Origin of the sequence: Flavobacterium piscisymbiosum (genome assembly GCF_020905295.1) — a bacterium.
In the GTDB taxonomy this organism is placed as follows: Bacteria; Bacteroidota; Bacteroidia; order Flavobacteriales; family Flavobacteriaceae; genus Flavobacterium; species Flavobacterium piscisymbiosum.
This window is the reverse complement of record NZ_JAJJMM010000001.1, coordinates 760,763-776,408: the sequence shown is the minus strand read 5'-3', so window position 1 is coordinate 776,408 and position 15,646 is coordinate 760,763. Positions and strand designations below refer to the sequence as shown.

General features: G+C 32.7%; 11 protein-coding genes and 1 tRNA gene. 9 read left to right on the top strand and 3 right to left on the bottom strand.

Translation table 11 applies throughout. The features are described from left to right. Positions 1-50: 50 nt before the first annotated feature. Together LNP81_RS03665 and LNP81_RS03660 are read right to left on the bottom strand one after the other, a co-directional pair. Positions 51-1,580 (bottom strand): SusD/RagB family nutrient-binding outer membrane lipoprotein, encoded by a 1,530-nt coding sequence (locus LNP81_RS03665; protein ID WP_230033526.1) that lies wholly within the window; start codon positions 1,578-1,580, stop codon positions 51-53. A 34-nt stretch (positions 1,581-1,614) separates the two neighbouring features. Further along, positions 1,615-4,770, bottom strand: coding sequence for a SusC/RagA family TonB-linked outer membrane protein (locus tag LNP81_RS03660; protein WP_230033524.1), 3,156 nt, complete (start codon positions 4,768-4,770; stop codon positions 1,615-1,617). Positions 4,771-5,003: 233 nt separating this feature from the next. On the opposite strand from LNP81_RS03660, the gene LNP81_RS03655 reads away from it, so the two are divergent. Further along, positions 5,004-5,771 carry an amidohydrolase gene (locus LNP81_RS03655; RefSeq protein ID WP_230033515.1) on the top strand — a complete coding sequence of 256 codons (768 nt, stop codon included), beginning with the start codon at positions 5,004-5,006 and terminating at the stop codon, positions 5,769-5,771. Here LNP81_RS03655 and LNP81_RS03650 read toward each other — a convergent pair. Continuing rightward, positions 5,768-7,456, bottom strand: coding sequence for an Ig-like domain-containing domain (locus LNP81_RS03650; RefSeq protein ID WP_230033514.1), 1,689 nt, complete (start codon positions 7,454-7,456; stop codon positions 5,768-5,770). The genes LNP81_RS03655 and LNP81_RS03650 overlap by 4 nt on opposite strands. A 173-nt stretch (positions 7,457-7,629) precedes the next feature. Here LNP81_RS03650 and LNP81_RS03645 point away from each other — a divergent pair, with 173 nt between their 5' ends. The 8 genes from LNP81_RS03645 (at position 7,630) to LNP81_RS03610 (ending at position 15,595) form a co-directional block, all read left to right on the top strand. After that, on the top strand, positions 7,630-8,634 hold the full coding sequence (locus tag LNP81_RS03645; protein ID WP_230033513.1) for a hypothetical protein: 1,005 nt from the start codon (positions 7,630-7,632) through the stop codon (positions 8,632-8,634). Beyond that, a complete protein-coding gene (locus LNP81_RS03640) occupies positions 8,594-10,966 on the top strand; it encodes a hypothetical protein (RefSeq protein ID WP_230033512.1) in 2,373 nt (790 codons plus the stop codon). The genes LNP81_RS03645 and LNP81_RS03640 overlap by 41 nt, the downstream gene beginning before the upstream one ends. Positions 10,967-10,977: 11 nt before the next feature. Next, positions 10,978-11,382 (top strand): methylmalonyl-CoA epimerase, encoded by a 405-nt coding sequence (gene mce, locus LNP81_RS03635; RefSeq protein ID WP_230033511.1) that lies wholly within the window; start codon positions 10,978-10,980, stop codon positions 11,380-11,382. 145 nt (positions 11,383-11,527) lie between these two features. Next, a tRNA-Ile gene (locus LNP81_RS03630) sits at positions 11,528-11,601 on the top strand. Between the two features lie 130 nt (positions 11,602-11,731). Beyond that, a complete protein-coding gene (locus tag LNP81_RS03625; protein ID WP_230033509.1) occupies positions 11,732-12,553 on the top strand; it encodes a hypothetical protein in 822 nt (273 codons plus the stop codon). A 178-nt stretch (positions 12,554-12,731) separates the two neighbouring features. Continuing rightward, complete coding sequence (locus tag LNP81_RS03620; RefSeq protein WP_230033507.1) at positions 12,732-13,067, top strand: helix-turn-helix domain-containing protein; 336 nt, start codon at positions 12,732-12,734, stop codon at positions 13,065-13,067. A 92-nt stretch (positions 13,068-13,159) separates the two neighbouring features. Continuing rightward, complete coding sequence (locus LNP81_RS03615) at positions 13,160-14,392, top strand: primase-helicase family protein (protein WP_230033505.1); 1,233 nt, start codon at positions 13,160-13,162, stop codon at positions 14,390-14,392. Between the two features lie 270 nt (positions 14,393-14,662). Next, positions 14,663-15,595, top strand: a complete 933-nt coding sequence (locus tag LNP81_RS03610) for a toprim domain-containing protein (RefSeq protein WP_230033504.1) — start codon at positions 14,663-14,665, stop codon at positions 15,593-15,595. The last annotated feature ends 51 nt before the right edge of the window (positions 15,596-15,646 follow it).

Below are 15,646 nucleotides of genomic sequence, written 5' to 3'. Positions count from 1 at the left end.
GAAACGCCTTTTTTTAGCGCAAACAAAAGCTATGTTTCTATGTGTTTAAATTATTTATCCCACCAGATTTTTGTTGTAAACGTGTCTTCGCCCTGGCGTTTAACTGCTTCTGCTAAGTTAGCGGAATTCACTGAATATTCGCTGGTGGAGTATTTCAAACGTCTTGGAATTGTGCCGTTTGTAACATTACCCGGAAAGTTTACAGGAACTAAAACAGGATATCCCGTTCTTCTCCAGTTCGCATACACTTCCTGCTCATCTACAAATAAAGCTATGTAAATTTGAGTATGAATTTGGTTCATTTTTGCTTCAAATGATCCTGCCGCATTATATGGATTTAGCGTTAAATAAGCGGTTGCATCTGTGATCGCATAACTTATACCGTAAATTCCCATATTTAAGAAAGATGCTTTAACCCCTTTTTCGTATAAATCTTTATCAGTTTCATTAGTGTACCATCCTCTTGCGGCAGCTTCTGCTAAATAAAGATTCGTTTCGGCATTGCTTAAAAGTACAAGCGGAGCATCATATTTAAGAATAGTACTTTGATTAGGTTCAGAATAAGTGGCTTGTTCAGCAGGTGTTGGCGCAATTTTAGTTCCGTTAGGGAAACCTTTTTGAGCGGCAAGAGTGGTGTTTTGAATAGTTCCCTGCCAAACTCCAGCATAAACACTAATTCTTGGGTCGGCAGTATTTTTTAATAGATCGATAAAGGTTTGGGCCAATTTTCCGCCTTCAACATTTTTTTGACCGTAAGATCCTGCTGTAAAATCTTGTCTTCTGGCATCGAAACCAACCGGATTTCTGTTGAAATCATTTGGTCCGTCTGTGTATTTCATGATCGCATTGTCAGCAGTATTTAAAATTACTCCTCCGGCAATCGCTTTGGTTACCCAGGTTTTTGATAGGGCAGGATCAACTTTGCTTAATCTCAATCCTAAACGAAGCATTAGAGAATAAGAGAATTTTTTCCATTTTGCAACATCTCCATCATAAATAAAATCGGCTTTGCCATAACTTGGTTTAGCGGGATCTAATGCTATCGCAGCTTCATCTAATTCTTTTAGTAAATCTTTATAAATGAATTCCTGAGTATCATATTTTGGAAGGAAAACTTGAGTACTAATTGCTTTTGCAGCATCTGAGTACGGAATATCGCCATACAAATCTGTAGCACGGTGATACAAATACGCCTTCCAGATTCTGGCAATATTTAATCGGTTGCTGTCATTTGGATTTGCTTTTAAAGCATTAATTACAATTTCAGTTTCATTTAGCGCATTTGGATACAATTGATTGTAATAAGCCGAAAAGTAAACTTCATTACTTAAATATTTATCTCCCACACCAGATGCTTCTTTGTAAGTCGCATAGTGTTGGATCATTCCGCCACATTCTAGAATATTAGTAAAAAAATAATTGTTGTTTAAACCGTCAAGTTGTGCTTTACTAAAAACAAAATTCGGGTTTGGTTTATCAACAGAATTCGGGTTGGTATTGATTTCTTCAAAATCATCAGTACAGGATGCCATACTTCCTAAAAGTATTCCTGCGATATATAATATGGTTAACTTTTTCATGTCTTTTAATTTAAAAATTAGCAATAAAGTGAGTTTAAAATTTTACATTTAAACTTAAACCGAAACTTCTGGTTTTTGGCACTCCAAATTGTTCTACACCCTGAGCATTTCCTGCACTAAATACAGATTCCGGATCTACGTTTGGTGTTTTCTTGTAAAGGATGAATAAGTTTCTGGCAATAAATGAAACAGAAGCTCCCTGAAGTTTTGATAATCCTTTTATCTTTTGAATTGGTAAATCATACCCCAAGATTATTTGTCTTAGTTTTACAAAACTTGCATCGTAAACAAATGTTGATGAAATGTTTCTTAAACCGTCGTAATACGTTCTTAGGTTTTCAGGAGCAATAACCATATCAACAGGATTTCCGTTGGTATCAACACCTTTTATTGGTAAGCCATTTTCGCGGCCTTCAAGCGTTAGTTTTGTCAATCCCATACGAGTTCCGTACAAGTCAGTTCCGGAATATAAGCTTCCTCCAAATTTACCATCAATCAAAAAGCTGAAAGAGATATTTTTGTATTTGAATTCATTGCTAATTCCCGCTGCCCAAGGATGAACTCCCTGACCTAATTCTTCAAGCGGACCTTGTGCAATAGTGGCAGAACCCCCGCTTACATTATAAACAGTATTTCCGTTGGCATCTACACGAGGTTTGTATCCTTTTATAATGCTGTAAGGGCGGCCAACATCACTTGTTATGGTTACATATCCGTTTACAGATGTTGCCATCGTGATTGAGTTCAGTTGATCTGTAAGTGCTTCAACTGTATTTTGGTTGTATGATCCGTTGAAACTTGCATCCCAGGAGAAATTTTCAGAATTGATGATTTTTCCACTCAATAAAACTTCAACCCCTTTATTTCTCATTTTTCCAAGATTTAATAAAGCGGTGCTAGATCCTGATGCATTTGATATTGTAGTTTCGACAATGTCATTTGTTGTGGCGCGGTTGTAGTAAGCAAAATCAAGATTTAAGCGATTGTTGAAAAATCCTAAATCCGTTCCAATTTCAAATGTAGTAGAGGTTAATGGGCTTAAAGTTGCATTAGGAACTCTAGAACTTGTTGGCCCTTGCAATTGCTGACCATTGTGTCCGCCCTGAATCATCGAATACGATTGGTTTAATGCGTAAGGATCCGGTGTTGCACCACCAACCTGAGCCCATGAAGTTCTTAGTTTTGCAAATGAAATAAAATCCGGCATTTTTATAATGTCTGAAACTATTATACTTGTTCCAACAGACGGATAAAATACAGTATTGTTTTCTTTTGAAAGTGTAGAAAACCAATCCTGGCGACCTGTAATGTTCAAAAACACGATGTTTTTATAATCAAAATCTGCAGCACCATAAACCGAATTTGTTTTGGTTTTTCCGTAAGGATAGCTATAAGTTAACGTCGATAAATTACTTAAAGCATAAAAATCATCCAGTACAAAACCTGAACCTTCAACTCTGGTTTCGTCTCTTAGGTTGGTACGGGAGTTAACCCCAACTAAAGCATTTAAAGAGAAATTATTATAGATGTTTTTCTTAGTATAATTCAAAATGGCTTCTGAATTCAGGTTTGATATTTTCATTCTTGAGCCCTGAGCGTAACCAATAGGATTGTTTAAAGTTGTTTTTGGGATGTATCCAAAGAATTCATAATCCGTAAAATCCTGACCAATTCGACCTTGAAGGAATAATTCTGGTGTAAAGTTCAATTTTACATTCAACATCCCGATAAAGCGATTTTTGGTATCGTTGTTTTTAATTTTATTTACTACAAAATAAGGATTTGTAGCGACTGCAACAGGATTCCATGCTTCTTCTACGCCATTTGCATCATATCCCGGAGCAAGATTTCTAATGTCAACTGTATTAGCAATCATATACGTTCCCCAGTTTGGATTTGCTTCAGCATCAGAAACGGTAACTCTGTTATTTGATTTCTCTAAATTGTATTGCGCTACAACATCAAACTTCAACCAATTTGTCAGGTTTACGTTACTCGCGATGTTAATGCTTTTTCGATTAAAATCAGAATTTGGTACCACACCCTGATTGTCCATATTTGAAAAAGAAAGACGTCCTGTAGCTTTTTCGTTTCCTCCTGATAAAGCCAGAGAGTTAATGAATGTAGTTCCTGTTTCGTAAAAGTTTTTGATGTTATTTTTTTGCGCTACATAAGGTCTTGCAACTCCGTCAAACTGAATAACATTCGTTCCGTCCATTTTAGCTCCCCAAGACCAGCGCCCGTCTGCAATAGCTTCAGCTTGGGTTGTTGGTTTTTTTCCACCCGCTCCTGAACCGTATTCATATTGCCAATCAGGTATGATTGATGGCGTTTCGAAAGTAAATGAAGTATTATAATCTACTCCAATTCCTTTTTGAGCAGATCCTCTTTTGGTCTGAATTAAAATAACACCATTTGCAGCGTTTGCGCCGTATAATGCAGCGGCCGTTCCACCTTTTAGAACTGTAATAGTTTTAATATCATCAGCATTGATAACAGATGTTCCGTCACCTCGGTCAACATTTATTCTGGTAGATCCAGGCCCGTTTCCAATTCCTGGTAAGTTCAATTGAGTATTGTCAATAGGTAAATCGTTGACCACATACATCGGTTGGTTATTTCCGTTTAATGATCCGTTACCTCTTATTACAACCCTGCTCGAACCGTTAGGGCCAGTTGCGGTGCTGCTCACGTTTACGCCGGCAATTTTCCCGACTAATGCATTTGCGATATTGGTTTCTTTCGCTTTTGTAAATTCGGTTCCTTTTAATTCCGTAACTGCATATGCAACAGATTTGCTGCTTTTTTTAACTCCTAATGCCGTAACCAAAACCTGATCTAAAACATTTTCGGCTGGTTTTAAGCTTATAACTAAATCTTGTTTATTGTCTAATTTATATTCTAAAGAGGCATAACCCATGTAAGTAACGATGATGTGAGTTTCGTTTTCCGGAACATTTAGTTTGAATTTTCCGGTTTCGTCAGTTATGGTTGCTATTTTATTATTGCCTTTTGCATAAATCGTTGCTCCGGCAATTGGCATTCCGTCATCCTGACCAACTACCTGGCCTGAAATTTCTGTCTGATTGCTTTTTTGTTCAAAAAGGTGCTTTTTAATTGCAGCCTCTTTTGCATTTGCTGAGAAGATCATCCCCCCAATAAACACTAATGAAATTAGCTTTGTTTTCATAATTCTTTGGTTTTCATGTTTTTTTTGGTTTTTATTGGCGATCAAATATAAAAATTTATTTTTCACATTTGCATATTTTTTGCATAAAGCGCATATTTTTTGCAATATTTTTTCGTGAAGCATTTTTAATATCCAAAAGATGTGTGATTTTGCGAGGCCTTTTGAGAAAATTTTGCAGATAATGCTTTTTTTGCAGAAATTAATTTTAATCTTAAAATTCGTATTTTTGAAATATGAAAATAGCACTTATACAATCAGATCTTTATTGGGAAGATGCTTCTAAAAACAGAAAAAGCTTTGAATCGAAAATAAATCAGATCGATTCTGATGTTAATTTAGTAGTTCTTCCTGAGATGTTTTCAACAGGATTTACAATGAATGCTCCCGAAGTTGCTGAAATTATGCAGGGTGAAACCGTATTATGGCTTCAATCTTTGGCAAAACAAAAAAACTTCGCCATTACGGGAAGTTTGATTATTGTTGAAAATGAAAAGTATTATAACAGAATGCTGTTTGTTTTTCCGTCAGGAGAAATTCAGTATTATGACAAGCGACATTTGTTTTCGCTTGCCGGAGAAGATAAATTTTACACGAGCGGAAAAGAGAAAGTAATTGTAGAATATCTGGACTGGAAAATTTGTTTACAGGTTTGTTACGACTTAAGGTTTCCGGTTTTTGCCCGAAATGTCGAAAACTATGACTTGCTTTTATATGTTGCCAATTGGCCAAAAGTACGTACCAACGCCTGGGATACTTTGCTAAAAGCACGAGCAATCGAAAATCTAAGTTATGTAGTGGGCGTAAACAGGGTAGGGCTGGATGCCAACAATTACGAACACGTAGGGCATTCGCAAGTTGTTGATTTTCTAGGGAATTTTATTTTAGAACCTCAAGAAACCGAAGCTGTTTTTATTGTTGAATTAGATAAAAGTGGAATGCTGGAAACTCGTAAAAAACTCGATTTCTTAAGTGATAGAGATTTTTTCGAAATTAAAATCTAGAATGCCGTTCTCTTTTTAGCGTCTTCTTTTTTCTTTTTCTCGATTTTCTTCTTTTCTACTTCAGGACTAAAAGGAACGCTTAAATCAATTGGCTGATCAACATCCCAATTGGTTCGTACGTCAACTTCTGTTTGGTAGTAAAAGACTTCCTCTGCATAGGTTTTATCTAAAAAGTTTCCTGAGTCATACCTTTTATTCTTATTGTCGTCGTAGATAATTCGAATGGTGAATTTATCAGGAACCATTAAATTAAATTCAATTTTGGTTTTGCCTTCAGAGTAATCACTTGCATACACAACATCTCCTTTCGCGTTGGTTGCCTCAACTATAATGGGGAAACGTTTTACGTTTTGTAAATTCAAAACAAGATTTCCGTAGTCAGAGTGTTCTTTTGTACTTAATTTATAAGCCAGAGTATCATTAGTTTTTTCGAAGAAATCAGTTAATGCACCTGGAAAAAAGGTGACATTGTATTTTTCGACTGGTTCTTTTTTAAAGTCAACATATAATTTTTGTTCAAATTCATCGTATTCTGTTGTAAAGTCTACAGCAACAGAATCTTTATTGACTAATCTAATCTTTGATTTGTCGAATTTAACCAATGGCGTTGCAGATTCTAAGGTAAAACGATCCCTGAAATTAATAACTCCATTTTGCAATGCTGTAATATTCAAAGTATCTTTCTTTTGATCTTTGACTTTAAAAGAGAACTTTTTATTGTACTTATCTCTACTTACTTCCAATGATAATGAATCGGCTTTTATGGGCTTGTACCAAACTTGCAGGGAATCTTTTTTAGGAAAAGCAGTCACGATCGTTTCTAAAACTTCATTATTGTGTTTTAGTACAATTGTGGGTTTAGAAACTTTAAAATTTTGTTTCCCTTCATAAGGCAGATAAAGTCTGTTTCCGGATGCCTGAATAGGTTTGAAGGTTTTTAGCGGAAGCACTTCCTTGAATAATTCTAATTCAAATATAGTATCATTTGGTACCGTGATATAATGTTTTAGAAATCCAATTTTATCATCTTTAGGATTGTATCTGTTGTTTCCGCCCTTGTCTTTTAATGCTACTAATAGATATTTTCCTGCCTTTAAATTTTCTAATTTAAAAGTTCTCAAACTGTCTAAAGTGTTGGTAATGTATCTCGGGCTTTGTTTGTAAATTACAGAATCTTTAAAAGTATCATTTACTTCATAAAGCATTACAGATACAAAATTGTCTACGTTTTTTTCGTAAGCATCTTTAATTTGTCCACTAATAGAAAGTGAGTCGATATAGGGTCCTGTCGAAAAAATATATTTAAATTGATTGATGGCATTTCCTTCGTTATTATCTGCAATACTTTGCCCAAAGTTAAAGCTATAAGTTGTGTTAGGTTGTAAAGTGTCTTTTATCTTTATCGTAATAACTTTACTTGCATTGGTTGGTAAAATCAACGGCTCATGTTTCATAGGAGGTGAAATAATAAGCTGTTTGTTGAGGTTTTTAAGCTTCACATATTCATCAAATCCTAAAATGATTTCGTTGCCTTCAAAATTAGTAGTCATGTTTTTTGGAGAACTATATTTTAAAACCGGAGCAAGCGTATCTTTTAATCCGCCGGTAATGCTGCCTCTTTTGGCGCAACTCAACATTAAAAATACCAGTAAAAAGGAAATATATCTGAAGTTGTTTTTCAACATAATGTTTTCTGAATTTGATTGCACAAAATAACGATTATATTTGCTTTAATTGAAATTTTTTATCCATTTATTAGGATTTGTAGCTTTCGTACCGGGCTAATTTTTTTTGAATTTGAAATTACCGCCACGATATAATTTCTTACTTTTGATTTCAAATATAATTTTTCCCCGTTTTGACAAAAAGATTTTTCGTTGGTTTAGTATTCCTTTTACTGATTTCTTGTGGTAAAAATGAAAAGCCAGTCGTCGCTTTTTATTATTGGAAAACCATTTTTAAATTATCCGAAACTGAGAAGGAAGTCCTGCGGGATAATGAGGTTAGTAAACTTTACATTCGTTATTTCGACATAGGTTTGTATCCTGAAACCAAAGAACCAATCCCAATAAGTCCAATCCGATTTCAGGAAAACATCAATACTTTTACTGTTGTTCCGGTAGTTTTTATTCAAAACAAAGTCATGTCATTACCTAATCTTGATATTGATGATCTGGCTCAGAAGACCGTTCACTTGGTCGAAGAAATGAATGCTAAGAATAAAATTTCTTGTCAGGAAATTCAAATCGATTGCGATTGGACATTGAAAAGTAAAGACAATTATCTTAAATTTATAGAACAATTTAAAAAACTTTCGAAGAAAAAACTTTCGGCAACAATTCGTTTGCATCAGGTCAAATATTTTAAAAAGACAAAAATTCCAAATGTCGATTCCGGAGTTTTGATGTATTATAATATGGGTACAATTGCACCAGATGCTGAAAATTCTATTTATAGCAAAAAAATCGCCGGGAAATATTTGAAGAGTTTAAAAAAATATCCGCTGCATCTTGATTTTGCTTTGCCAATTTATTCGTGGGCGGTTCATATCAGGAATCAAAAAGTGATCGGATTACGTTCTAAAATCAATGCAAACGAACTTAAAAAAGATGCTAATTTTGAGAAAGTTGATGCTCTTTTTTTTAAAGTAAAAAAATCAAATTATAAAAACGGAATTTTTTATGAAGAAAATGATTTGCTTAAAATAGAGGCAATTTCTTCAGAAGATTTAAAAGAAATGGCAGAAGAATTAGATGATAATGTAGTTCAGCGCCCAAGAGAAATTATATTTTACGATTTAGACGAATTCAATATTAAAAATTATGAAAAGAATATTTTTAAGCAAGTTATTTCTTATTTCTAGTGCTGTTTTACTTTCTGTTTACGGAATAATTCATGCGTGTGGAGGCGGTGATGACTGGGATTTTTTTGGTTATAATTCAAACTTTACGCCTGAAACATTTACTGATAAATCATATTCGCCACTTTTTTTATCAGGGGCTATTTTTTACGGAATTGGTTTTGATACTGAGCATAACTCGCGTTTCAATGAAAATATAAAATCAGATTGGAGTGCGTTTTTAAAAGGAAAAGTTGATACTACAACCGTAAATTATTTTTTAATTGGCGAAGAAACGACAAGATATTCTTCTGAGAAAAAAACGGCTCAGAACAAGACGGATGTTACACAACTTCATGTTTTCTTTAAAAATAAAAAAGAAAATCCAACTTCATTAAAATGGGGTAAAAAGATGGATTTAAAAGATGCAAAAGTGAAGAGTTTTGTCGAGTTTTTGTATTTGGCACAAAAGATAGAAACCGTTTCGATAAATAGTGATTATTGGAGTTACGATCCTGTTGTGGCAAAAACTTTCGATGATCTGAAGATGATTCAGTCCATAGAAAATGTTTATAATACGACTTCAGATTCGTTCTTAAAAAACAGGTATTGGTTTCTTACCATGAAAGCTTATTTTTATAGCAACAATAAGAAAAAAGCAATCGAGTTTTTTAATAAAACCGAAGCTTCTGTCGCTAAAAACACCTTGTATTACCGTGCGCTGTCTTATGTGGCGGGAATAAATTATCAGCAGAAAAAATATTCAACTTCAAATTATTTATATGCTCAGGTATTTGATAAATGCCCTGAGTTGAGAATTGTTACTGCTTATAGTTTTCGTCCGCAAAATGATGCCGATTGGAACAAGTCTTTGGCAATGGCAAAAAGTAATAAAGAAAAAGCAGCACTTTGGGCCATTCACGGATATTATAAAGATGAAACCCAGGCTATCGGAAAAATTTATGAATTAGATCCTAAAAGTGAACACTTGAACTTTTTACTAACCAGATTGGTGAACAATCAGGAGCAAGCAATAAATAATTCATTTGAAGTAAAAACAAATGCAGATGATTATAATTCGCCCACAGTTAAACAAACAGTTGCTGAAAACAGAGAAGCAAATAAAGCTAAAATGAATGCAAAAGCTTTCGATTTAGTGTCTAAAATTGCCGCTGCCGGAAATACTGAAAAACCATATTTATGGGATATTTCATTGGGATATCTGCAAACTTTAAAAGGGGATTATGCTGCCGCAGACAACAATTTGAATAAAGCAGAAAAAACAATGCCGAAAGCCGAATTGGCCAATTACCAATTGCGATTACTTCGTTTTGTAAACAATATGAGTAAAATAGATAAACTCACCGATAAAAACGAAAAAACAATCCTGGCCGATTTGAATTGGCTGTACCAGGAACTTCCAAAAACATATAAAGGTCAGGAATTCCGTTATCAAAATGCGGCGCAATGGAGCAAGAATTATTTGGCTACATTATACAGAGCAAAAGCAAATCCTGTCATGGTAGAATTATTTGGAGGTGATTCTCATTCTAATTTATACTATTGGGGCGGAGGAAATGCCTTTTATGATAACGAGAAGAATTTGTTAGATATGAAAGGATTTTTAGCTAAGCCAAATAAAACCGAAATCGAGAAAATTGGAGTTGGAATTTATTATCTGAAATTAAAAGATATTAATAATTTTCAGGCCGTTCAGGCGACATTCAATAATAAAATTCCTGAAGCAATTGCATTTATTCAGCAAACAGATTCAGTTCAGCATTATACTTTTTTAGGAAATCCGTTTAACGGAAATATTAAAGATTGTCATGATTGTGAGCACGCAGCCTATCAAAAAAAGAAATATTCTCAGCTTGAATTTTTGAATACTATAAAATCAATGCAGGATAAACTGGCTCAGAAAGAAGATGTTTACACCAATAGTTTATTGTTGGGGAATGCATTCTATAATATCACTCATTTTGGGAACGGCAGAACTTTTTATGAGACCAGTATTGTAGGTTATGGTTCAAATCCTTATTCGTTTAGAGATGCGATGAAAAAAATGATTACCAATTGCGATGTTCCTAAAATGTATTATCAAAAAGCATTTGAAGCTGCAACAACAAAAGAACAAAAAGCAAAATGTATCTACATGTTGGCAAAATGCGAACGAAACGAATATTATAATAAGAAGTATAATGATCTGAAAAACTGGTGGGATGCAAATGATGATAAAATTAATTTTATAGCCTGGAGTAGTTTTAAAACTTTGAAAAAAGAGTATTCAGACACAAAATATTATCAGGATGTAATTGCAGAATGCGGTTATTTTAATACTTATGTAAATCAGTAAATATATCTAAGATGGTAAATAAGATTGAACATATCGGAATCGCAGTAAAAAACATGGAGGATGCTAATATTTTGTTCGAAAAATTATTAGGCGTTCCGTCTTATAAAGAAGAGGCAGTCGAAAGTGAAGGAGTCTTGACGTCTTTTTTTAAAACAGGAACTAATAAAATTGAACTTTTGATGGCGACAAATCCAGAAAGTCCGATTGCTAAGTTTTTAGAAAAAAAAGAAGAGGGTATTCATCACATCGCTTTTGATGTCGAAGATATCCATGCTGAGATTGCGCGCTTAAAAAACGAAGGTTTTGTATTGATAAATGAAGCGCCGAAGAAAGGAGCCGATAATAAATTGGTGGTTTTTCTGCATCCAAAAAATACAAATGGGGTTTTAGTCGAGCTTTGTCAGGAAATTAGATGAAAAATATTTTTTAAGAATCTGAAATAATCAATTGAAAATCAATTATGTTTTAAAAAGACTGGCAATTATTTAAAATTAATTACAAATCATATCCCAAAATATTTGGAGTGAATTAAAAATAGTAGTAATATTGCATCCTCAAACCGGTCCTATAGCTCAGCTGGTTAGAGCACCTGACTCATAATCAGGTGGTCCCTGGTTCGAGCCCAGGTGGGACCACTAATAAAATAAAGCCTTTGCAGAAATGTAAAGGCTTTTTTATTTTTTCTGACGAACATTTGACGAGCAAAAATGTTTTTTTATAATCAATTAGTTTTGTTTACTTTTATGGGAATTAACTGATTGTAATATGACCATTTATACCTACATCTTGTCATTTATCCTAATTTTTGCCAAAATTATTGTTCCTGTATATCTTCTTTTTAGATTGTTTTTCATAGTTAAACCTTTATTCGTAAATCTATATTTTGAAGAGAAATTTAATTATTATGCTGGAATAAATAAAAACAGGTTATTGATTTTATTGCTGCTTTGTTTTTTATCATTTTTCATAGGAACTTTTCTCGGAAAAGAAGTTTTGAGTATTTCAGATACTTACAAAATCATATTGAATCTCTTTTTACTAGTTCTTACTCAATTTGTATTGTTCTATATGTTTGAGGTAAAAACTCCAAGGAGTATTTTTAAAATAGTACGAGATTGGTTTGAAAATCCAAAGGAAATATTTAAGCAAAGAGAAGTGATTTTTGAAGAAAATAATATAAGTGAATCAATAAATCAGAATGGTGTCAATTTTAAAGACGCAGTAAATCTAACCTATGGAGATATTATTAAACAGATTCATCAAAGAGAGTTTGATCTAATAATAGAGAAATATATTAATGTTTTTCAAGATAGTTCTTCAATTGAAAATCTTTATAAGTTATGCAATGGAATGGAAATAAAAGAAGGATCAATTTCAATAAGAATAAATAATAAAAGAAATTCAAAACAGAACATAATTGAAATATTGACATCACTTTTCAATATTCAAAAAAATTGGAATTCTCAGAGTAAAGATAAAACAAACACCAAAATTATTGATTTTTTGAATAAGTATGTTACAATAAATGATGGAGATAAAACTTTGCACATTAACGATTTTACACGATTATTTGAAAAATTGCTTTGATCGCTATGTAAAATTTAATTACTCAAATATGTTTTTTAAAGATAAAATAAGCTAAAATGATTTGTTCTGTTTGAGAATTTATTATTATAATTTATTTTAAATATGTAAATTGTTTTTACACGATTTTTTACATTTCCAAACCTCCGTAAACTTGTTTCATAATTTAAAAATTAGAAACATGGATGCAAGTAATTTTACTTCCAAAATTGATCGATTGGAATTGATCGTACTGGAACTAGCAAAGAAACAAGATGCGTTTATTAAAACGGCATTAATGAAGCTATCTTTAAATAGTAAAGATGTTTATTCTTCTGAAGAAGCTGCAGAGTTTTTATCTATAGAAGTTAAATACATTTATCAGCTTACCCACCAACGAAAGATTAGATATTCCAAGAAAAAAGGTCAAAAGAAAATCTATTTTAGAAAAGCGGATCTTCTTGATTATTTAAACGGAGAGATAATTAGTACTACTGAAGATCTTGAGAACATAAATGCTGCTTTGTGGAAAAAATAAATCGTTCAATTTCTGCAAAATGAACGTATAAAAAAACTTTATTTTTAATCAAATTCTTATGACAAGATTGTAAGGATTATAATTTGAATCTTATGGACTTAGATATTCCTTATATCAGAGTAGGAACTTCCTATTTCAAAATTATAGATAAACCTTTAATTTCTGGCGATAAAGTAAAAGTAATGGTGCGGTGGAATCGTGAAACAATCATTTCAGATCACGGAAAATCATTTTTGAATAGCATTCTTAAGTTAGATGGATTTTGCTGTATTCCTAATCATTTTGGTTATGAGCAAATTGTAGATGATTTCTACAATACCTATCATGAACTACCGAGTCAACCAATCAATAAGGATTTTTCAATTCATGAACTCGAAAAATTGATTCCGAATTCATTGCAATTTATTCAACATATTTTTGGAGATCAAAGAGAGTTAGGCTTAGACTACATAAAACTTTTATATGAAAAACCTACGCAGACATTGCCAATTCTTTGTTTGGTAAGCAAAGAGCGATCGACAGGGAAAAGCTCTTTTATAAAGTGGTTGAAAGCAATTTTCGGAATGAATATGACCTATATAAAAGGCGATTCGTTTGGCTCGCAGTTTAATTCTGATTGGGCAAGTATGTTACTTGTGGCCATTGATGAAGTCTTTTTTGATAAAAAAGAAATTACAGAACGTTTAAAATACCTTTCTACGACTGACAAAGATAAAGTAGAAGCAAAAGGAAAGGATCGACAAGAAATTGAATTCTTTGCAAAATTTATTCTCTGTTCTAATAATGAAGATAATTTTATTCAAATAGACGAAGAAGAAATCCGTTTTTGGATTCGTAAAATTCGTACTATAAATACAGAAGATGTATTTTTTCTTAAAAAACTGAACAAAGAAATTCCGTATTTCTTAAAGTACCTGCAATTAAGAAATTATTTTTCCGAGCAAAAAACGAGAATGTGGTTTAAACCCGAACAGATTATGACCGCTTCCTTATTAAAGCTTGTAAATCGAAATAAAGAGGAAATACTTGTGCTTGAATTGATACATGAGTGTTTTGAGAAAATGCAAGAGGATGAGTTGAAATTAGCTCCTAATGATATTTTCATTCTGCTGAGGAAGCAAAATAACAGAATAAATATTTCTGCTAATGAAATAAGAAATATTCTCAAACGATGGGGTTTTACTCCAGAAGATAATACGAAGTCTTATTGTGGAATTGAATTATTGTCGCATGGTGAGTACGTAAAAGTAGATCGAAGAGGACGTTTTTATACCATTAAAAAAAATTTGTTTTATAAAATATTTGATGCTTTGATGCAAAATTAATATAAAGTCTTGTAATTGAGCTAAAGCGATCTGCATCAAACCTTGCATCAAACTAAAAAACAATGTTTTTTGATGCAAAACTGATTCAGGACAAAAATAAAGTGATGCATTGATGCAGTTATTGATGCAGTGTAATCTTTATATAATCAGTGGGTTATGTTGTATCTGCATCAAAACATCAAAAAAAGCAAAAATTATAATTCTTTTTTTTCATTAGCAAAAACAGACTTGTAATAAATCAAATAGAAGATTTATTAAAAAAAAACAATTATGGAAAAGTTCAATTGTAAAGGGGCAAATCAAATTGATTTAGTCAATTATCTTGAAACATTAGGGCATGAGCCATCAAAAATAAAAAACAAGGATTATTGGTATATATCACCACTTAGAAATGAAAACACACCCTCTTTTAAAGTGAATCAAAAATTAAATTTATGGTATGATCATGGAACAGGTAAAGGAGGGAATGTAGTTGATTTTGGGATTGAATATTTTAGATGCACTGTTTCGGAATTTTTACAACTTTTAAATGGCAAAAGTATTTCCTCTGGTATAAGTTTATCACTTAAGAATGAGAAGCGACAGTCTTCAAATCTAAGAATTGCAAATGAAAAGAAAGATAACCCACTTGATAAAATTGTCATTGTTGATGTACGCACATTGGAAAATAAATTGTTGATAGCTTATTTAGACAAACGAAGCATTTCACAAGAGATAGCAAGGCAACATTGTAAAGAGGTTGATTTTTGTTTAAATAATCGCAAGCTTACCGCCATCGGTTTCAAGAATAGCTCAGGAGGATACGAAATCCGAAATGAAAACTTTAAAGGTAGCAGCTCACCAAAAGATATCACTTTCATAAATAACCAAGCAAAATCAGTTGTTGTTTTTGAAGGCTTTTTTGATTATCTCTCTTATAAAATGATGAATCAAAAATCGGTTAACCTACAAACAAATTTCCTGATACTAAATTCTCTATCTTTTTTTAAGAAGTCTATGCAATTAATGGAAAAACACGAGAGAGTAGATCTCTATTTAGACAGAGATACAGGAGGGATAAAATGTACTAATGAAGCCGTGCAGAGTGATTCGATAAAATATATTGACCAAAGTTTTTTATATGAGCAAAAGAAAGATTTAAACGAATTGTTAAACCAGGAACAGCAAGTTAAACGAGGTCATAATTTTAGGCGATCTATATAACGTTCGAGTGGTAGCCAGCTATGTTTTGGTAAAACCAAAACGCTGGCTCCC